Origin of the sequence: Streptomyces sp. H39-S7 (assembly GCF_027158205.1) — a bacterium.
Taxonomy (GTDB): Bacteria; Actinomycetota; Actinomycetes; order Streptomycetales; family Streptomycetaceae; genus Actinacidiphila.
This window is the reverse complement of sequence record NZ_JAPVLU010000020.1, coordinates 118248-139017: the sequence shown is the minus strand read 5'-3', so window position 1 is coordinate 139017 and position 20770 is coordinate 118248. Positions and strand designations below refer to the sequence as shown.

8 protein-coding genes are annotated in these 20770 nt (G+C 72.9%); 7 read left to right on the top strand and 1 reads right to left on the bottom strand.

What is annotated here, in order from left to right; genetic code table 11:
• From O3X23_RS20950 to mhpA, 5 genes are all read left to right on the top strand, one after another.
• Nucleotides 1–6109, top strand: a 6109-nt coding sequence (locus tag O3X23_RS20950; RefSeq protein WP_269272983.1) for a type I polyketide synthase, incomplete at its 5' end; no start/stop codon positions are given.
• Nucleotides 6110–6155: 46 nt separating this feature from the next.
• Nucleotides 6156–11573 (top strand): type I polyketide synthase, encoded by a 5418-nt coding sequence (locus O3X23_RS20945; protein ID WP_269272982.1) that lies wholly within the window; start codon nt 6156–6158, stop codon nt 11571–11573.
• A gap of 25 nt (nt 11574–11598) precedes the next feature.
• The gene (locus tag O3X23_RS20940; protein ID WP_443047917.1) at nt 11599–14751 is read left to right on the top strand and encodes a type I polyketide synthase; all 3153 of its coding nucleotides are present in this window, start codon (nt 11599–11601) and stop codon (nt 14749–14751) included.
• A gap of 62 nt (nt 14752–14813) precedes the next feature.
• Complete coding sequence (locus O3X23_RS20935) at nt 14814–15599, top strand: arylamine N-acetyltransferase family protein (protein ID WP_269272980.1); 786 nt, start codon at nt 14814–14816, stop codon at nt 15597–15599.
• A 34-nt stretch (nt 15600–15633) separates the two neighbouring features.
• Nucleotides 15634–17292, top strand: coding sequence for a bifunctional 3-(3-hydroxy-phenyl)propionate/3-hydroxycinnamic acid hydroxylase MhpA (gene mhpA / locus O3X23_RS20930; protein WP_269272979.1), 1659 nt, complete (start codon nt 15634–15636; stop codon nt 17290–17292).
• Nucleotides 17293–17318: 26 nt separating this feature from the next.
• Here the strand turns inward: mhpA and O3X23_RS20925 are convergent, their stop codons facing one another.
• Nucleotides 17319–17783 (bottom strand): winged helix-turn-helix transcriptional regulator, encoded by a 465-nt coding sequence (locus O3X23_RS20925; protein WP_269272978.1) that lies wholly within the window; start codon nt 17781–17783, stop codon nt 17319–17321.
• Nucleotides 17784–17968: 185 nt separating this feature from the next.
• On the opposite strand from O3X23_RS20925, the gene O3X23_RS20920 reads away from it, so the two are divergent.
• A complete protein-coding gene (locus O3X23_RS20920; protein ID WP_443047920.1) occupies nt 17969–19444 on the top strand; it encodes an MFS transporter in 1476 nt (491 codons plus the stop codon).
• 139 nt (nt 19445–19583) lie between these two features.
• Nucleotides 19584–20678 carry a Gfo/Idh/MocA family protein gene (locus O3X23_RS20915; RefSeq protein ID WP_269272976.1) on the top strand — a complete coding sequence of 365 codons (1095 nt, stop codon included), beginning with the start codon at nt 19584–19586 and terminating at the stop codon, nt 20676–20678.
• Nucleotides 20679–20770 lie beyond the last annotated feature (92 nt).

Here is a 20770-nt window from a genome sequence, read left to right as displayed (position 1 = left end):
CCTCGCGGCCTTCGTCCTCTACTCCTCCGCCGCCGGCACCCTCGGCAACCCCGGACAAGCCAACTACGCCGCCGCCAACGCCGCCCTCGACGCCCTCGCCCACCAACTCCGCGCCGACGGCACCCCCACCACCTCACTCGCCTGGGGCTACTGGTCCGACGTCAGCGGGATGACCACCCATCTCGACGAGACAGCCCTGTCGCGGCACCGCCGCGACGGCATGCTCGGGCTGTCCGCCGACGACGGCATGGCGTTGCTCGACGCGGGACTGCGGTCCTCCGGGGCGGCGTACGTGGCCGCCAACCTGGACCTCGCCGGCCTGCGCGTCAGGTCGGCGTCCGAACCGGTGCTCCCGCTGCTGCGGAGCCTGGTGCGCCCGGCACGGCGCAGCGCCCAGGCGGGCGGCCCCCCGTCCGGTGGGAACTCGCTGGCGGAGCGGCTGACCGGGCTGCCCGCCGCCGAGCAGAGCCGGCTCCTGCTCGACCTGGTGCGGTCCGAGGCCGCCTCGGTGCTGGGGCACCCCAACGCCGAACGGATCCAGCCGGAACGGGCCTTCAAGGAGGTCGGGTTCGACTCGCTCACCGCCGTCGAACTGCGCAACCGGGTGAGCGCGCGCAGCGGTCTGCGGCTGCCGACCACCCTGGTCTTCGACTACCCGACGCCGACGGCGCTCGCCCGCTTCCTGAGCGCGGAGCTGATCGGCGAGCAGCCGGAGGAGGCGACCACAGCGGTGGTCGCCGGTGGCGCGGACACGTCGGACGATCCGATCGCGATCGTGGCGATCGGCTGCCGGTTCCCCGGCGGCGCCGACAGCTCCGAGGAGCTGTGGCGGCTGGTCGCGGAGGGCGTCGACGTCATCGGCGACTTCCCCGCGAACCGCGGCTGGGACCTGGAGGGGATCTACGACCCCGACCCGGAGCGCCGGGGCAGGTCGTACGCCCGCAACGGCGCGTTCCTGGACACCGCGACCGACTTCGACGCCGGTTTCTTCGGGATCTCGCCCCGCGAGGCCGTCGCGATGGACCCGCAGCAGCGGCTGCTGCTGGAGACCTCGTGGGAGACCTTCGAGCGGGCCGGCATCGACCCGGCCGCGCTGCGCGGCGGCAACGTCGGCGTCTACGTCGGTGTCAACGACCGCGACTACGCGATGCGGCTGCAGCAGGACGACGGGGAGTCCGAGGGCTACCGCCTCACCGGGACCTCCGGGAGCGTCGCCTCCGGCCGGATCTCCTACGTCTTCGGCCTCGAAGGGCCGGCCCTCACCATCGACACCGCGTGCTCGTCCTCGCTGGTCGCCCTGCACCTCGCCGCGCAGTCGCTGCGCAACGGCGAGACGGACATGGCGCTGGCGGGCGGGGTGGCCGTGATGAGCACCCCGGACGCGTTCGTCGAGTTCTCCCGGCAGCGCGGGCTGTCGCCCGACGGACGCTGCAAGGCGTTCGCCGACGCGGCGGACGGCACCGGCTGGGCCGAGGGCATCGGCCTGCTGCTCGTCGAACGGCTCTCCGACGCGCGGCGGCTCGGCCACCCCGTGCTCGCGATCGTCCGCGGCTCCGCCGTCAACCAGGACGGCGCCTCCAACGGACTCACCGCCCCCAACGGCCCCTCCCAGCAGCGCGTGATCCGCGCGGCACTGAAGAACGCCGGACTGGGCACGGCCGACATCGACGCGGTGGAGGCGCACGGCACCGGCACCAGCCTCGGCGACCCCATCGAGGCCCAGGCGCTGCTCGCCACCTACGGCCAGGACCGCGCCAATCAACAGCCGCTCTGGCTGAGCTCGTTGAAGTCCAACATCGGCCACACCCAGGGAGCGGCCGGGGTCGCGAGCGTGATCAAGATGGTGGAGGCCATCCGGCACGGCGTCCTGCCCAGGACGCTGCACGTCGACCGGCCCTCACCCAAGATCGACTGGTCGGCGGGCGCGGTGGAACTGCTCACCGAGGCCCGTGACTGGCCTGAGCAGGACGGCAGGCCGCGCCGTGCGGGCGTCTCCTCGTTCGGCGTCAGCGGCACCAACGCGCACGTCATCATCGAGCAGGCCCCGGCGCCCGACGGCGTCGAGGAGCCGCAGAACCGTCCGACAGGGAGCGGGACGGCTCCGGTGCTGCCGTTCGCGCTGTCGGCCAAGAGCCCGGACGCCCTGCGCGGCCAGGCCCGGCGGCTCGCCGCCCGGGTGGGCGCCGCTACGGCGGACGACCTCGCCGACGTGGCGTACTCGCTGGTGACCAGCCGCGCCGTGCTGGACCGGCGGGCCGTGGTGCTGGCGGCCGGCCGCGAGGAGCTGGTGGCGGGCCTCGAAGCGCTCGCCGGCGGCTCGGCCCCCGGCTCCGTGATCACCGGTGAGCCTGCCGGCGGCAGGACCGCCTTCCTCTTCTCCGGCCAGGGCAGCCAGCAGCCCGGCATGGGACGCGAACTCTACGAGCGTTTCCCGGTCTACACCCGCTCGTTCGACGCGGCCTGCGAGGCACTGGATCGCCAGTTGGCCGGCCATGTGGACCATCCCCTGCGCGACGTGATCTTCGCCGAAGCGGGCTCGGAGGAGTCCGAGTTGCTGCACCGGACCGTGTACACCCAGGCCGCGCTGTTCGCCGTCGAGGTGTCGCTGTTCCGGCTGGTGGAGTCGTGGGGCGTACGGCCCGACCACCTCGCCGGCCACTCCATCGGCGAACTGGCCGCCGCGCACGTCGCGGGCGTCCTGTCGCTGCCGGACGCCGCCACCCTCGTCGCGGCACGCGGCCGGATGATGCAGGCGCTCCCCGAGGGCGGCGCCATGGTGGCCGTACAGGCCACCGAGGCCGACCTGGGCCCGCTGCTCACCGAGACCGAGTGGGTCGGGATCGCCGCGGTCAACGGGCCGGCGTCGGTGGTGATCTCCGGCGACGAGGACGTGGTCCTGCGGATCACCAGCGCCTGCCGCAGCCTCGGCTGGAAGACCAAGCGGCTGCGCGTCAGCCACGCCTTCCACTCGCCGCGGATGGACGGCATGCTCGACGCGTTCCGCGAGGTCGCCGCCCGGCTCACCTTCCACGCGCCGCGCATCCCGATCGTCTCCACCCTGACCGGCAGGCCGGTCACGGCCGAGGAACTCGCCTCGCCCGACTACTGGACCGAGCACGTGCGCCGGCCGGTCCGCTTCCTGGACGCGGTCCGCGCCCTGCGGGACCAGGACGTCACCACCTTCCTGGAGATCGGCCCGGACGCCGTCCTGACGGCGATGGCCCAGGAGTCCCTGGAGTCGCTGGAGCCCTTCGACGGCTTGTGCGTCCCGTCGCTGCGCCGCGAACGCCCGGAGGCCGCGACCCTGTTGACGGCGGTCGCCGGCATCCATGTGCGGGGCACCGCGGTCGCGTGGCCCGCGCTCTTCGACGGCACTTCCGCCGCGCGGGTGGACCTGCCCACGTACGCCTTCCAGCGCGAACGCCACTGGGCGGCGACGGGCGGGGGCACCGCGGACGCGAACTCCCTCGGACTGCGCGCCACCGGCCACCCGCTGCTGAGCGTGCTGACCGAACTGCCGGACACGGACGGCCTGGTGGGCACCGGGCGGCTGTCGCTGCGGACGCACCCGTGGCTGGCCGACCACGCCAAGTCGGGCGTGGTGCTGGTACCGGGCACGGCGCTGGTCGAGCTGGCGGTGCGCGCCGGCGACGAGGCCGGGACCGGCGTGCTGGACGAACTCGTCCTCGAAGCGCCGCTGGTCGTGCCCGAGCACACCGGAGTCCAGCTCCGGGTGCAGGTCCTCGAACCGGACGACACCGGCCGGCGGGCCGTGAGCATCTACTCGCGCCCCGACGAGGCCGACAGCCAGTCGCCGTGGACCCGGCACGCCGCCGGATCCCTGACGAAGGAGATCCCGCTGCCGGCGGCCGGCACGGGCGGCTGGCCGCCGGAGCACGCCGAGGCGGTCGACGTCGGCGACTTCTACGACCGCCGGGCGGCGGACGGGCACGAGTTCGGCCCGGTCTTCCAGGGGCTGCGCAAGGTCTGGCGGCGCGGCGCGGAGATCTTCGCCGAGGTCGCCCTCCCCGAGGGGACCGCCGAGGACGCCGCCGCGTTCGGGCTGCACCCCGCCCTGCTGGACGCCGCCCTGCACGCGACCAGCTTCGGGGCGGTCACCGCGACCGACCCCGGGCAGCTGCTCCTGCCCTTCGCCTGGAAGGGGGTGGCCCTGCACGCCACCGGCGCCACGGCACTCCGGATCCGGATCGCGCCCGCCGGTGAGAACACCGTCACGGTGGCGGCCGCCGACAGCACCGGCGCACCCGTCGCGACCGTCGGGGCGCTCACCTTCCGCGCCGTCGACACCAGTCGTCTCGGCGCCCGGGACGACGTCAACCGCGACGCCCTGTTCCGTGTCGAGTGGCAGCCGCTGCCGCTCAACGGGGCCGGCCCCGACCAGCCCTGGCCCGTCCTCGACCTCAGCACCGACTCCGCCGGCATCCGCGAGCTGACCGCCCGCGCCCTGACCGGAGTTCAGGAGTGGCTGACCGGCACCGGTACCGAAGGGGCCCGGCTGGTCGTCCTGACCCGGGACGCCGTCACGGATCCGGCGGCCGCCGCCGTCTGGGGGCTGGTCCGCACCGCGCAGGCGGAGCACCCGGACCGTGTCGTCCTGGTCGACGTCGACGGCACGGAAGCGAGCCGCGGCGCGCTGCTGCCCGCTCTCGCGACCGGCGAGCCGCAACTCGCCCTCCGTGCGGGGGTCGCGACCGTCCCCCGGCTGGTCCGCACCGCCGGTGAGCCGTCGGACGACGGGCGCCCGCTCGACCCTGAGGGCACGGTTCTGATCACCGGCGGCACCGGCACCCTCGGCGCGCTGGCAGCCCGCCACCTCGTCACCACCCACGGCATCCGCCACCTCCTGCTGACCAGCCGACGCGGCCCCGACGCGGACGGAGCCACCGAACTCACCACCGAACTCACCGCACTCGGCGCCCACGTCACCATCACCGCCTGCGACACCACCGACCACGACGCACTCGCCACCACCCTCGCCAACATCCCGGCGGAACACCCGCTCACCGCGGTCATCCACACCGCGGGAATCCTCGACGACGGCATCATCACCGCCCTCACCCCCGACCGGCTCGACACCGTCCTCCGCCCCAAGATCGACGCCGCCCGCAACCTCCACGACCTCACCCAGAACGCCGACCTCGCGGCCTTCGTCCTCTACTCCTCCGCCGCCGGCACCCTCGGCAACCCCGGACAAGCCAACTACGCCGCCGCCAACGCCGCCCTCGACGCCCTCGCCCACCAACTCCGCGCCGACGGCACCCCCGCCACCTCACTCGCCTGGGGCCTGTGGGAGGAGGCCAGCGGGATGACCGGCACGCTCGGCACCGCCGATCTCCAGCGGGGCAAGCGCACCGGGATCACCGGAATGTCCACGGAGTCGGCGCTCGCGCTGCTCGACGTGGGGCTGCGGTCGGCGGACGCGGCGCTGGTGACGGCGCTGCTGGACCTGACGGCCCTGCGGGGGCCGTCCGACGCGGACTCCGTACCGCCGCTGCTGCGCTCCCTGGTGCGCACGCCGCGCAAGGCCGCCCGCACCGCCGCCGTGACCGAGGAGTCGCTGACCGACCGGCTGAAGGCGCTGCCCGAGGCCGAGCGGGGCCGGACCCTGCTCGACCTGGTGCGGTCCGAGGCCGCCTCGGTGCTGGGGTACGCGACGGCCAAGGCGGTCGGGGCCCAGCACGCCTTCAAGGACCTGGGGTTCGACTCCCTGGCCTCCGTGGTGCTGCGCAACCGGCTCGCCGCGGTCAGTGGGGTACGGCTCCCGGCCACGCTGGTCTTCGACCACCCCACCCCCACCGCGCTGGCCGCGTACCTGCGGCACGAGCTCGACTGCGACGGCCCCACGGCCCCGCCGTCGGTGTCGGCGGAGCTGGACCAACTGGAGGCGGCACTCGCCGGCCTCGACCCGGACGCGTCGGTACGCGCCGAGGTGGCCGTCCGACTGCGGGCGCTGACCGCGAAGGTCGAGGCCCGGACCGGCGCCGCCGCCGGCGGGCCCGCCGAAAGCGCCGACGCCGACCTCGACCTCGACTCGGCGACCGACGACGAGATCTTCCAGCTCATGGACGGCGAACTCGGTCTGTCCTGAACCGCCCCCGGACCATCAACCGACGCCTTGAGAGGGAAGACCCGGTATGTCGAATGACGAGAAGCTCCGCGAGTACCTGAAGCGGGCACTGGTCGACTTGAAGCAGGCCAACCAGCGGCTGCGGGAGGTCGAGGCAGCGAAGTCCGAGCCGATAGCGATCGTGGGGATGGGCTGCCGGCTCCCGGGCGGGGTCTCCTCGCCCGACGAGCTGTGGCAACTGGTGGAGCAGGGCGTCGACGCCGTCTCCGGTTTCCCCGAGGACCGCGACTGGGACCTCGACCGGCTCTTCGACCCCGACCCCGACCGGAGGGGCACGTCGTACGTCAGCGAGGGCGGGTTCCTGCACGACGCGACACGGTTCGACGCCGCGTTCTTCGGCATCAACTCGCGTGAGGCGCTGTCGATGAACCCGCAGCAGCGGCTGCTGCTGGAGACGTCCTGGGAGACGTTCGAACGGGCCGGCATCGACCCGACGTCGCTGCGCGGCGGCAAGGTCGGCGTGTACTCCGGCGTGATGTACCACGACTACGCCACCGACATGGAGCAGGCCCCGGCCGAGGTCGAGGGGTATCTGAGCACCGGCACCGCCGCCAGCGTCGCCTCCGGGCGGGTCTCGTACACGCTGGGCCTCGAAGGCCCGGCCGTCACCTTGGACACAGCTTGCTCGTCGTCCCTGGTGGCGCTGCACCTGGCCGTGCGGGCACTGCGCGACGGCGAGATCGACATGGCGCTGGCCGGCGGCGCGGCGGTCATGAGCACCCCCGGGGTGTTCGTGGAGTTCTCCCGGCAGCGGGGTCTGGCGGCCGACGGACGCTGCAAGGCGTTCGCCGCCGGCGCCGACGGCACCGGCTGGGCGGAGGGCGTCGGGCTGCTGCTCGTCGAGCGGCTCTCCGACGCGCGGCGGCTCGGCCACCCGGTCCTGGCCGTCGTCCGGGGCACGGCCGTCAACCAGGACGGTGCCTCCAACGGACTCACCGCCCCCAACGGCCCCTCGCAGCAGCGCGTGATCCGCGCGGCACTGAAGAACGCCGGACTGGGCACGGCCGACATCGACGCCGTCGAGGCCCATGGCACGGGCACGACGCTGGGCGACCCGATCGAGGCGCAGGCGCTGCTCGCCACCTACGGCCAGGACCGCGCCGGTCAGCAGCCGCTCTGGCTGGGCTCGTTGAAGTCCAACATCGGGCACGCGCAGTCCGCGGCGGGTGCGGCCGGGATCATCAAGATGGTCCAGGCGATGCGGCACGGCGTGCTGCCCAGGACGCTGCATGTGGACGCGCCGTCCCCGAAGGTGGAGTGGTCCGAGGGCGCGGTGGAACTGCTCACCGAGGCCCGCGCCTGGCCGGAGACCGACCGGCCGCGCCGCGCCGCCGTCTCCGCGTTCGGCGTCAGCGGCACCAACGCCCACGTCATCATCGAGCAGGCACCGCCCGTCGAGGAGTCCGCCCGCGAGGACGGCGATCCGGTGGGACCGGTGGCCCTGACGCTGTCGGCCAGGTCGTCCGACGCGCTGCGCGCGCAGGCCGGCCGGCTGCTCGGCCTCCTCGAAGCCGACACCGCGGAGCACACCCGGCTCGACGACATCGCGTACGCGCTGGTCACCACCCGCGCCGCGCTCGACCGGCGCGCGGTGGTCACCGCCGCCGACCGGGCGCAGGCGGTGGCGGGCCTGAAGGCCCTGAGCGCGGGTGAGCCGGCGTCCAACGTGGTGACCGGCACCGCCGACGCCGACGGCAGGACCGTCTTCGTCTTCCCCGGCCAGGGCTCCCAGTGGGCGGGCATGGGCGCTCGACTCCTGGATTCCTCGGCACTGTTCGCCGAGTCGGTGGCCGCCTGCGAGACGGCGCTCGCGCCGTACGTCGACTGGTCGCTGACCGATGTGCTCCGCCGGGCGGAGGGCGCCCCGACCCTGGACCGGGTCGACGTCCTGCAGCCCGCGTCGTTCGCGATGATGGTGTCGCTGGCCGCGCTCTGGCGCGCGCACGGCATCGCGCCCGACGCCGTACTCGGCCACTCGCAGGGCGAGATCGCCGCGGCCCATGTGGCCGGAGCGCTCACCCTGGAGGACGCGGCCAAGGTCGTCGCCCTGCGCAGCCAGGCCATCGCGGCCGGGCTGGCCGGACACGGCGGCATGATGTCGATCCCGCTCGCGCTGGACGACGTCACGAAGCAACTTGCCCCGTACGCCGGTCGGTTGGAGGTCGCGGCCGTCAACGGACCCGGCTCCACCGTCGTCGCCGGGGAGCCGCAGGCGCTGGACGAGTTGCACGGCACGCTCACGGCGGACGGGGTGCGGGCCCGCAGGATCGCCGTCGACTACGCCTCGCACACCAGTCATGTGGAGCGCATCGAGGACGACCTGGCGCGCGTCCTCGCCGGCATCACGCCGCGGACGCCGGCGATCCCGATGTTCTCCACCCTCAACGGCGGCTGGCTCGACGACACCACGCCCGTCGACGCCGCGTACTGGTACCGCAACCTCCGGCAGCCGGTCCGCTTCGCCGAGGCCGTGGAGTCCCTGGCTGCCGACGGGTACCGCACCTACGTCGAGGTCAGCACCCACCCCGTGCTCACCACGTCCGTCCAGGACGTCCTGGAGGCCGGGGACGGCGAGGGCTCGCTGGTCACCGGCACGCTGCGCCGTGACGACGGCGACCTGCCGCGCTTCCTCACCTCCCTGGCGAGCCTCCAGGTGAACGGTGCTCAGGTCGATTGGGCGCCGCTCTTCGGCGGCGTCGACCACCGGCACGTGGACCTGCCCACCTACGCCTTCCAGCGCCAGCGGTTCTGGCTGAAGGAGACCGGCGGCAGCGGCAACGTGGGCGCGGCCGGCCTGGACCCCGCCGAGCACCCGCTGCTGAGCGCGGTCGCCGTGCTCCCCGACGCCGGCGGGGTGCTGGCTACCGGCCGGCTCTCCCTGACCACCCACCCGTGGCTGGCCGATCACGCCGTCGAAGGCGTGGTGCTGGTGCCCGGCACGGCCCTGGTGGAGCTGGCCGTCCAGGCCGGCGACAAGGCGGGGACCGGCGTGCTGGACGAGCTGGTCCTCGCGGCCCCGCTGACCCTGCCGGAGTCCGGTGCCACCCGGATCCAGGTGGCCGTCGGCGCGGTGGACGAGACGGGCCGCCGGAACGTGACCGTCCACTCCCGCCCGGACCACGCGGACCCGGACACGTCCTGGACCCGGCACGCGGCCGGCTTCCTGACGTCGGTGGCGCGCCCCGCGGCGGGCGATCTCACGGTCTGGCCCCCGCAGGGCGCCGAGGCCGTCGCGCTCGACGACTTCTACGACCGGCGGTTCGCGGCCGGTTACGGCTACGGGCCGGTCTTCCAGGGGCTGCGCAAGGTCTGGCGGCGCGGCGCGGAGATCTTCGCCGAGGTCGCCCTCCCCGAGGAGGGCGCCAAGGACGCCGCCGCGTTCGGGCTGCACCCCGCCCTGCTGGACGCCGCCCTGCACGCGGGCTCGTTCACCGGCGGCGAGGAGGACGCGGGGCGGACCGTGCTGCCGTTCGCCTGGGAGGGGGTGGCGCTGCACGCCTCGGGCGCCTCCGCCCTGCGGGTGCGCATCACGCCCCACGCCACCGGCGGCATCTCGCTGGAGGCCGTGGACCCGCACGGCGCCCCGGTGCTCTCCGTCGGGTCGCTCGTCTTCCGGCCGGTCTCCGTCGAAGGGCTGGGCGCGGGCGCCGGCCTCGTACAGGACGCGCTGTTCCAGGTGGAGTGGTCACCGTTGGCGCTCGAGACCACGGCCGCTCCCGACGCGGGACGCGACTGGCCGGCCCTCGATCTGACCGGAGCCACCGACGACGTGCGGGCGCGGACGGCCCGGGTCCTGGCCGAGGTGCAGGGCTGGCTGACGGGTACGGGGCCGGAGGACGCCCGTCTGGTCGTGCTGACCCGGGACGCCGTCACGGACCCGGCGGCTGCCGCCGTCTGGGGCCTGGTCCGCTCCGCCCAGGCCGAACACCCGGACCGGATCGTCCTCGTCGACCTCGACGGCTCCGACGCGAGCCGCGCCGCGCTCCCACGGGCGCTGGCAGCCGGTGAGCCGCAGCTCGCTCTGCGCGACGGCGCCGCGTCCGTACCCCGGCTGGCGCGAACCGTCCTCGACGGCGAGGGCGCGGGATGGACGGCCGACCCCGAGGGCACCGTACTGATCACCGGCGGCACCGGAGGGCTGGGCGGCATCCTCGCCCGGCACCTGGTCACCGCGCGGGGAGCACGGCATCTGCTGCTGACCAGCCGGCGCGGCCCCGAGGCACCGGGCGCGACGGAACTCGCGGCCCAACTCACCGGGCTGGGCGCGCGGGTCGCCATCGCCGCCTGCGACGCCGCCGACCGCGACGCGCTCGCCGCCACCCTCGCCGGCATCCCGGCAGCGCACCCGCTCACCGCGGTCATCCACACCGCGGGAGTCCTCGACGACGGCATCGTCACCGCCCTCACCCCGGACCGGCTCGACACCGTCCTCCGCCCGAAGATCGACGCCGCGCTGAACCTCCACGACCTCACCCAGGACGCCGGCCTCGACGCCTTCGTCCTCTACTCGTCGGCTGCCGGCACCCTCGGCAACCCCGGGCAGGCCAACTACTCCGCCGCCAACGCCGCCCTCGACGCCCTCGCCCACCGGCGCCGGGCCCAGGGGCTCCCGGCGACGTCCCTGGCCTGGGGGCTGTGGGAGGACGCCAGCGGCATGACGGGCCACCTCGGCGAGAGCGACCAGAGCCGGATGCAGCGCAATGGCGCCTCGGCGCTGAGCGCGGAGGAGGGCATGGAACTGTTCGACGCGGCGCTGCGCTCGGGCCTCGCGCACCTGGTGCCCAGCAAGATGGACTTCGCCGCGCTGCGCACCGAAGCGGCGAGCGGCCGGCTGTCGCCGCCGCTGGGCGGGCTGGTCCGGGTGCCGCGGAAGGCGGCACAGGCCGGCGCCGGGGAAATGGACTCGCCGGTCGCGCAGTTGGCGGGGCTGGGCGAAGCCGATCAGCTGCGGCTGCTGCTGTCCCTGGTGCGCGGGCACGCGGAGACCGTCCTGGGCGGCGCCGACCCCATCGGGGCGGACCACGCTTTCAAGTCGGTGGGATTCGACTCGCTGACCGCGGTGGAACTGCGCAACCGCCTCGCCAAGGCGACCGGCATCCGGCTCCCGGCCACGCTGGTCTTCGACTACCCGACCCCGTCGGCGCTCGCCCGCCACCTGCGGGACGAACTCGTTCCGCAGGGAGGGGACGAGGGTCCGTCCGACGCCCGCGAGGCGGACATCCGCCGGGCGCTGGCCCTCGTGCCGCTGAGCCGCTTCCGCGAGGCGGGCGTGCTGGACGCGCTCGTGCGGCTCGCGGACCTCCCCGGCTCCCCCGGCTCCGCGCCCGAGCAGTCGGCGGACAGTGCGGCGGCGGAGCTGGACCTGCTCGTGGCCATGGACGCCGACAGCCTCATCGCCCGCGCGCTGGGCACCGTCAGCAACTGATCAGTGATGGATCCGGTAGCCAACTGTGGAGGAATCGATGGACACGCCCGGCGAAAAGCTCGTGGAGGCCCTGCGGGCCTCGCTCATGGAGAACGAACGGCTGAAGCAGGAGAGCAAACGGGTCAGCGCGGCAGCCCGTGAGCCGATAGCGATCGTGGGGATGGGCTGCCGGCTGCCGGGCGGGGTCTCCTCGCCCGAGGAGCTGTGGCAGCTGGTGGAGCAGGGCGTCGACGCCGTCTCCGGTTTCCCCGAGGACCGCGGCTGGAACCTGTCCGAGCTCTTCGACGAGGACCCGGCCCACTCCGGCACCTCCTACGTCGACGAGGGTGGGTTCCTCTACGAGGCGGGCCAGTTCGACGCGGGCTTCTTCGGGATCTCGCCGCGCGAGGCGCTGGCCATGGACCCGCAGCAGCGGCTGCTGCTGGAGACGTCCTGGGAGACGTTCGAGCGGGCCGGCATCGACCCGACGTCGCTGCGCGGCGGCAAGGTCGGCGTGTACGCCGGCGCGATGTACCACGACTACGCGCCCGCCCTGGAGCTGTCCCCGAAGGAGCTCGAAGGCTTTCTGGGCACCGGCAACTCCGGCAGCGTCGCCTCCGGGCGTGTGTCGTACACCCTCGGGTTCGAGGGTCCTGCCATCACGGTCGACACCGCGTGCTCGTCCTCCCTGGTCGCCCTGCACCTCGCGGCCCAGGCGCTGCGCAACGGCGAGATCGACATGGCGCTCGCCGGAGCAGTCGCGATCATGAGCTCTCCCGGCGTCTTCGTGGAGTTCTCCCGGCAGCGCGGACTGGCGGCCGACGGACGCTGCAAGGCGTTCGCGGACGCGGCGGACGGCACCGGCTGGGGTGAGGGCATCGGCCTGCTGCTCGTGGAACGACTCTCCGACGCGCAGCGGCTGGGCCACCCGGTGCTGGCCGTCGTCCGGGGCACTGCCGTCAACCAGGACGGTGCCTCCAACGGGCTCACCGCCCCCAACGGCCCCTCGCAGCAGCGCGTGATCCGCGCGGCACTGAAGAACGCCGGCCTGGGCACCGGCGACATCGACGCCGTCGAGGGGCACGGCACCGGCACCAGCCTCGGCGACCCGATCGAGGCGCAGGCGCTGCTCGCCACGTACGGCCAGGACCGCGACGGTCAGCAGCCGCTCTGGCTCGGCTCGTTGAAGTCCAACATCGGCCACACGCAGGCCGCGGCGGGCGCCGCGGGCGTCATCAAGATGGTGGAGGCCATCCGGCACGGCGTCCTGCCCAGAACGCTGCACGTCGACCGGCCCTCCGCCACCGTCGACTGGTCGGCGGGCGCGGTGGAGCTGCTCACCGAGGCCCGCGCCTGGCCGGAGACCGACCGGCCGCGCCGCGCGGCGGTCTCCGCGTTCGGCGTCAGCGGCACCAACGCCCACGTCATCATCGAGCAGGCACCGCCCGTCGAGGCCGCTCCCCGTCAGGACGGCGGCACCGCGGCGCCGGTGCCGTGGCTGGTCTCCGGCCGGACAGCCGGCGCGCTGCGCGGCCAGGCGGACCGGCTGCTGACCGCCGCCCAGGGCCTGGACCCGGTGGACGTCGGGTACTCGCTGGCGTTCTCGCGGGCGATGCTGGAACAGCGTGCCGTGGTCGTCCCCGACGGCGACGCGGCCGACGACGAAGGTCTCGTCCAGGGCCTGAAGGCGCTGAGCCTCGGTGAGCCGGCGGCCAACCTCGTCACCGGCACGGCGGACGCGGACGGCAGGACGGTCTTCGTCTTCCCCGGCCAGGGCTCGCAGTGGACGGGCATGGGCGCCCAGCTCCTCGACAGTTCGCCTGTGTTCGCGTCAGCGATCGAGCAGTGCGCACAAGCCCTCGCCCCCCACATCGACTGGTCACTGACCGACGTCATCCGCCAGGTGGAGGGCGCACCCACCCTCGACCGGGTCGACGTCGTCCAACCCGTCTCCTTCGCCATGATGGTCTCCCTCGCCGCCCTCTGGCGCTCCCACGGCGTCATCCCCGACGCCGTCCTCGGCCACTCCCAAGGCGAAATCGCCGCCGCCTGCGTCGCCGGAGCACTCACCATCGAAGACGCCGCGAAAGTCGTCGCCCTGCGCAGCCAAGCCATCGCCGCAGGACTCGCCGGACACGGCGGCATGATGTCCATCCCCCTCCCCCTCGACGACGTCACCACCCGCATCGAGGAGTACGCCGGACGGCTGGAGATCGCCGCCATCAACGGCCCCCGATCCACCGTCGTCGCCGGCGAACCCCCAGCACTCGACGACCTCCACACCACCCTGACCAGCCAGAACATCCGCGCCCGCAAAGTCCCCGTCGACTACGCCTCCCACACCAGCCACGTCGAACGCATCGAACACGAGCTCGCCGGCCTGCTGGACGGCCTCACCCCACACACTCCCCTCATTCCGATGTACTCCACCCTTGACAATGCCTGGCTCGGGGACACGAACCCTCTCGATGCGTCCTACTGGTATCGGAACCTGCGCCACCCGGTTCAATTCGCCCAATCCACCCGAGCACTGACCGCCCAGCACCACCGCGTCTTCATCGAAGTCAGCACCCACCCCGTCCTCACCACCGCCATCCAGGAGTCGTTCGGCACCGGCGTCGCGGCCACCCGCTCCGTCGCCATCGGATCGCTCCGCCGCGACGACGGCGGCCTGCGGAGGTTCCACACCTCCCTGGCCGAACTCCACGTGCGGGGCGTGCGCGTGGACTGGGCGCCGGTGTTCGACGGCGCCGCACCCCGGCGGGTCGACCTGCCCACCTATGCCTTCCAGCGACAGCACTACTGGCTCAAGACGGTCCGGCCGGCCGCGAACGCCGAGGACACGACCGTTCCGTCCATAGAGCAGCAACTCGAGGAGACCGAGATGCCAGAAGAGGAATCCATCACCGAGCGCATCGCGGGACTGACCGCGGACGGGCAGACCGCGGTGCTGCTGGAGCTGGTGCGCGCCGAGGCGGCCGTCGTGCTGGGCCACCCGACCCCCGACGCCATCGGGGACGACGAGGGCTTCTTCGACGTCGGGTTCAACTCGCTGACGGCCGTGGAGCTGCGCAACCGCATAGCCGCGGCGATCGGCTCCGAGCTCCCCGTGATGCTGCTGTTCGACCAGCCCACGCCGTCGCTGCTGGCCGAGTACCTGCAGCAGCAGCTGCGGCAGGCCGCCGTGGAAGTCGGCTGATCCTCCCTCCCCCCACGTCCGGCCGACTTCCGACCGTCTTCCGATCACGAGAGGTACCCGCCATGTTCGACGTCGATGACTACCTGGTGAAACTGGGCTACTCCGGGCCCCGTACACCCGACCTGGAGACCCTGCGTGTCCTGCACAAGGCCCACCTCATGGCCGTGCCCTTCGACAACCTCCTGAACGCGGAGCGCGGTACGGCGATCTGGTCCGGGGTGAACATCGACGCCGACACCGTCTTCGAGGAGGTGATCGTCGGTGGCCGCGGTGGGGTCTGCTACGAACTCAACGGGCTCTTCCGTGAGTTGCTGACGCGGCTCGGGTACGAGGTCGTCATCCTCTCCGCGGGTGTCCGCGGCCCGGACGGCAGTTACGGCCCCGAGCTGGAGCACCTGTTCAACGGCGTGCGCGTCGGCGACGACTGGTACCTGGCGGACGTGGGCTACTCGGGCCCGTCGCTCATCGAGCCGGTGCGGGTCTCGGAGGAGCCGCAGGAGCAGTACGGCTGCACCTACCGGGTGACCGAGGCCGACGACTTCCTGGTGCTGGAGCGCAAGCCGCTGGAGGGCGAGTGGGCTCCGGTCCACCGCTTCCTGCCGCAGCCGCGCCGGTTCGTCGAGTGGACGGGTGACAACCCGGGCCTGGACGCGTACGCGAAGACCATCGCCGCGCACGTCACGTACATCCGCGGCCGGGCCCTGGAGAACGGCCAGATGACGCTGACCGGCCGGCGTCTGCTGACGGTCGAGGACGGCCGCGAGAAGGTGCGCGTCCTCATCAAGCCCGAGGACTTCGACGCCGTCGTGAAGAACATCCTGCTGCAGGACGAGCCCGTCACCGCATGACGGCGGCGGACCGAAGGAAGGAAGGGAGTGAGCCATGCATGCGTCACCTGTGAGGGACGGCGTCTCCCGCGAGGACGATGCGGACCTGCTCGTCGTCGGTTACGGCCCGGTCGGGCAGGTGCTGGCGAACCTGATGGCGCAGCGCGGCTGGAAGGTCACGGTGGTCGAGCGCCATCCCCGGCCCTACACCATGCCCCGCGCCGTGGCCTTCGACGGGGAGGCGGCCCGGATCCTGGCCGCCGCCGGCGTCGGTGACCATCTGACGAGGGTCGGTGAGCCGTCGGGGGACTACCTCTGGCAGAACGGCAAGGGCGAGGACCTGCTGTACATCGGCGCGGCCGAGCGGCACGGCCGCAACGGCTGGCCGGAGTCGACCTCCATGTACCAACCGGGTCTGGAGAACGCGCTGGCCGCACGCGGCGCGCGGATCCCGGGGCTGAAGGTGCTGCGCGGCTACGAGGCGGTGGAGCTGACCGAGGTGGACGACGGCGTCGAGCTGGTCGCCCGGGACGCCGAAGGCGGCCGACGGTCGATCAGCGCCCGCTGGATCGTGGGCTGCGACGGGGCCAACAGCTTCGTACGGGACCGGATCGGCACGGGGGCGAACGACCTCGGCTTCGCCCACGACTGGCTGATCTGCGATGTGGTGCTGCACGACGCGCGCACGTTCACGCCGAACAACCTCCAGGTGTGCGACCCGGACCGGCCCAGGACCCAGGTGTCGGCGGGCCCCGGCCACCGGCGCTGGGAGTTCATGCGGCTGCCCGGCGAGACGAAGGAGGAGCTCGACACCGTCGAGACGGCCTGGCGGATGCTCTCCCTGTTCGGTGTCACCCGGGACGACGGGGTCATGGAACGGCACGCCGTCTACACCTTCCAGGCGCGCTGCGCCCTCACCTGGCGCTCCGGGCGGATGCTCATCGCGGGCGACGCCGCCCACCTGATGCCGCCGTTCGCCGGGCAGGGCATGAGTTCGGGCTTCCGGGACGTGGCCAACATCGTCTGGAAACTCGACCTGGTGCTCCGGGGCGTGGCGGACGAGTCCCTGCTGGACTCGTACACCGCCGAGCGCTGGGCGCATGTGCAGCACGCCATCGGGATGTCGGTCAATCTCGGCAAGGTCATCTGCCAGACGGATCCGGCCGCGGCGGGCGACCGGGACACGATCATGATCGCGACCCGGGAGCGGAACCTGGCCCGGCCGCAGCAGTCCCCCTTCCAGCCGCTCACCAAGGGGCTGCTGGGCAGGACCGGGAACGGCGGACGGCTTCCCGGAGCCGGCGACCAGGTACCGCAGCCCCGGGTGGCGCGCGGCGCCGCGACCGGGCTCTTCGACGAGATCGTGGGCCGCGGCTTCGCCCTGGTCTCGCTCGACGACCCGCGCGACGTACTGGACGTGGGCCGGCTGGAGTTCCTGGCGAGCATCGGTGCGCACCTGGTGCGGCTGCTGCCGCCCGGCACCCCCGCCGACCAGGCGCACGGCGGCGCGATCGTCGACACCGAGGGCACGTACACGGCGTACCTGGAGGGCATCGGGGCGCGCGCCGTCCTGGTCCGCCCGGACTTCTACGTCTTCGGCGGCAGCGCGGACGCGGAGGGCACGCTCCCGCTCGTGGACGCGCTGCGCGACGCCCTTCCCGAGGCGGCCCTCACCGGCCCCGCGGCGGGGCCGCGAAGCCGGTGGCCGGTGTGAGCGCCGTCTTAGGCCACCGCGCCGCGTTACGCCACTCGGCCGGCGAGTGCCAGGTGGTCGCGCGACTTGGCGTCCGCGCTCGCGGCGGCGGCGCGGCCGTACGCGTCCCGCGCGTCGTCGATCTCGTGCCGGTGCCGTTCGGCCCAACCGGTCAGTGCCAGCAGGGAGTCGTAGAGCTCCCGCGCCATGGGCGTCGCCGTGTACTCGACCTTCGGGGGGACGGTGGGGTAAACGGTGCGCGTCAACAGCCCGTCGCGCTCCAGGTTGCGCAGGGTCAGCGTGAGCATCCGCCGGCTGATCCCCTTGACCTCGCGCTCCAGTTCGGTGAAGCGGGCCGGTCCCTGCGTCGTGACGAGCAGGATGCCGATGCTCCATTTCCCGCTGATCCTGTTCAGCGTCTCGAGCACCGAACAGGCCTCCCGGGCCTCGGGAGTTTCGCACTCCTCAGCGGCGCTGACCTGGTCTGTCACACCGATGTTCCTCTGGGACATGAAAGTGCCTCCTTCCGCTCGACCCCATGGTCCCAGACCATGGTCTCTGTAACAAGACGTGCACTGAGGGAACGACTTGTGACCAGCCCATTCCGACCCGACCACAGGAAAGAAGCAAAGCTGTGAATCCGACAGACACCACGCAATCCAGCTCGCGCGGGCTGGCGCTCGGCGTCCTCTGCGCGATGCAACTGATGATCGTCCTCGACGGGACGATCGTCACCGTCGCCCTTCCGACCATCCAGAACGAGCTCGGCTTCTCGCAGTCCGGTCTCTCATGGGTCGTCAACTCCTACCTGATCGCGTTCGCCGGCCTGCTGCTCCTCTCCGGGCGGCTCGGTGACCTCATCGGCAGCAAGAAGGTGTTCCTCGGCGGTCTGGTGACCTTCACCGCCGCCTCGCTCGTGTGCGGCGTGGCGAACAGCGAAGGCGTGCTGATCGCCGGCCGGTTCGCCCAGGGCGTCGGCGCGGCACTGGCCTCCGCCGTGGTGCTCGGCATGATCGTCGGTCTCTACCCGGAGCCGGGCAAGCAGGCCAAGGCGATGGGCATCTACAGCTTCGTCTCGGCCGGCGGCGCCTCGGTCGGCCTCATCGCCGGCGGTGTCATCACCGAATCCCTCGGCTGGCACTGGGTGTTCCTGGTGAACCTGCCGATCGGCGTCGTGGCCTTCCTCGCCGGCACCAAGCTGCTCGCCACCACCGACGGGCTCGGCCTGCGGGCCGGCGCCGACGCCATCGGCGCCGTCCTGGTCACCGGCGGCCTGTCGCTCGGCGTCTTCACCATCGCCCAGGTCTCCGAGCCCAGCCAGAGCGCCGGCCGGCTGCTGACCTACGGTGCGGTCTCGATCGCCCTGCTCGCCGGCTTCGTCCTGCGGCAGGCCAAGGCCAGCCGTCCGCTGCTCGCCCTGCGCATCTTCCGCAACCGGGAGATCTCCGGTGCCAACATCGTCGTGGTCCTGGTCTTCGCGGCCGGCTTCGGCTTCCAGTTCCTCAACGCCCTGTACCTGCAGCGGGTGCTCGGCTTCGACTCCATGCAGACCGGACTCGCCTTCCTGCCCGCACCGCTGGTGATCGGCACGATGTCGCTGTTCTTCTCCGTGAAGCTCACCATCCGCTACGGCACCCGCCGGGTGCTGCTGGCCGGCCTGGCGGCCCTCGCGGTCGGCCTGGTCCTGCTCAGCCGCGCACCGGTCGACGGCAACTACTGGCAGCACGTGATGCCGACGCTCATCATCCAGGGCTTCGGCATGGGCCTCGCGGTCCCGGCGGTCATGATGCGGGCGATGTCCGGCGCGGCCCCCGAGGACGCCGGTCTCGCCTCCGGTCTGAACAGCACCGCCCAGCAGTCCGGTGCCGCCGTCGGCCTCGCCGTCCTGGCGACCGTGGCCACCTCGCGCAGCAACGCGCTGCTCGACAAGGGCGCGGAGAACGTCTCGGCGCTGCGTGACGGCTACAGCCTGGCCTTCCTGTTCTCCGCCGGGTTCGTGGCGCTGGGCTTCCTGGCGACGTACTTCATCCTCAAGGACGTCCCGAAGACGGAGCCGGCTCCCGAGGTGGAGACGGCCGAGGGCCGGCAGGACGTCCCCGTCCTGAACACGCCGGACGCGGGTCCCGTCCAGGACACCGCGCGGGTCTCCGGTGAGACCGTCTCCGTGAAGTAGCCCCACCGGGCAGCGGACATCACGACCGACCGGGGCGTGGCCGGCACACGTCGGCCACGCCCCGGTCGGTCGCGTCCCGGGCCCTGTTCACCAGCACGGCAGTTCACCGACCGAGTATCGACAGAGAAGGACAATGGACGTGGCTGACAAGATCCGAGTCGGAGTCGTCGGAGCGCACGCGGACCGGGGGTGGGCGCGGGCGGTGCATCTGCCGGCGCTCGCCGCGCACCCTGAGTACGAGGTCACCGCGGTCGCCGGCACCAACCTGGCGTCCGCTCGTGCGGCAGCCGGCGCCTGGGGCGCCGAGCACGCCTTCGACGACGCCGCGGAACTCATGGCGCACCCGGACGTCGACCTGGTCACCGTCGCCGTCCAGCTGCCGCAGCGCGACGGGCTCGTCGAGGCGGCCATCGCGGCCGGCAAGCACGTCTACAGCGAGTGGCCGCTGGCCCTGTCGGCGGACATCGCGGACCGCTTCCGTGAACTCGCCGACCTCGCCGGGGTGCGGCACGCGGTCGGCCTGCAGAGCAGGCACCATCCCGCGGTCCGCTACCTGCGCGACCTCGTGGCCGAGGGGCGGGTGGGCGAGGTGATGTCCACGTCCCTGACGTACTCGCTCGGCTCTCCGGAGATCTGGTCCCAGCGGTACGCGGCGCTGTTCGACCGGACGAAGGGCGTCAACCACCTGGCCGTCGTCGGCGGGCACTCGATGGACATGTTCCGTTACGCGGTGGGTGACTTCAGTCAGCTGTCGGCGACGCTCGCCACCCGGATCACCCGGGTCACCATGGAGGAGACCGGCGAACAGATCGAGGTCACCTCACCGGACCAGATCGTGGTGAACGGCCTGCTGGAGTCCGGCGCCGCCGCGTCGGTGCACATCATGACCGGCGGTCCGCGGGGCGCCGGCTTCCGCTTCGAGGTGCACGGGCGCGCCGGCCGGCTGGTCATGCGCTCCACGGACGACAACCTGGTCGGCCCCGAGTTCACCCTCGTGCTCACCGAGGGCCAGGAGGGGCCGAAGCCGCTGGCCGTTCCGGACTTCTACCGCCCGGCGCTGAACGACGCCTCCCCGGCGGTGCGCAACGTCTACCAGGTCTACACGGATCTGGCGCGCGCCATCAGGACCGGTGAGCCGGCCGAGCCCGACTTCGGCACCGCGGCCCGGATGCACCGGGTCCTGGACGCCATCAAGCTCTCCGCGGCGACCGGCGAGCGCCAGCACCTGTCCTGAACGGACGCGCAGCACGGACAGCAAGCGGTCGGGCCGGTTGCCGTTGCACAGCCCCGCCCCCATGCAGACGCGGTGGTCGACCTCCACGTGCC

Coding starts and splice junctions, on each gene's coding strand:
- O3X23_RS20945 (WP_269272982.1), top strand. CDS start 6,156: ATGTCGAATGACGAGAAGCTCCGCGAGTACCTGAAGCGGGCACTGGTC.
- O3X23_RS20935 (WP_269272980.1), top strand. CDS start 14,814: ATGTTCGACGTCGATGACTACCTGGTGAAACTGGGCTACTCCGGGCCC.
- mhpA (WP_269272979.1), top strand. CDS start 15,634: ATGCATGCGTCACCTGTGAGGGACGGCGTCTCCCGCGAGGACGATGCG.
- O3X23_RS20925 (WP_269272978.1), bottom strand. CDS start 17,783: ATGTCCCAGAGGAACATCGGTGTGACAGACCAGGTCAGCGCCGCTGAG.
- O3X23_RS20920 (WP_443047920.1), top strand. CDS start 17,969: ATGCAACTGATGATCGTCCTCGACGGGACGATCGTCACCGTCGCCCTT.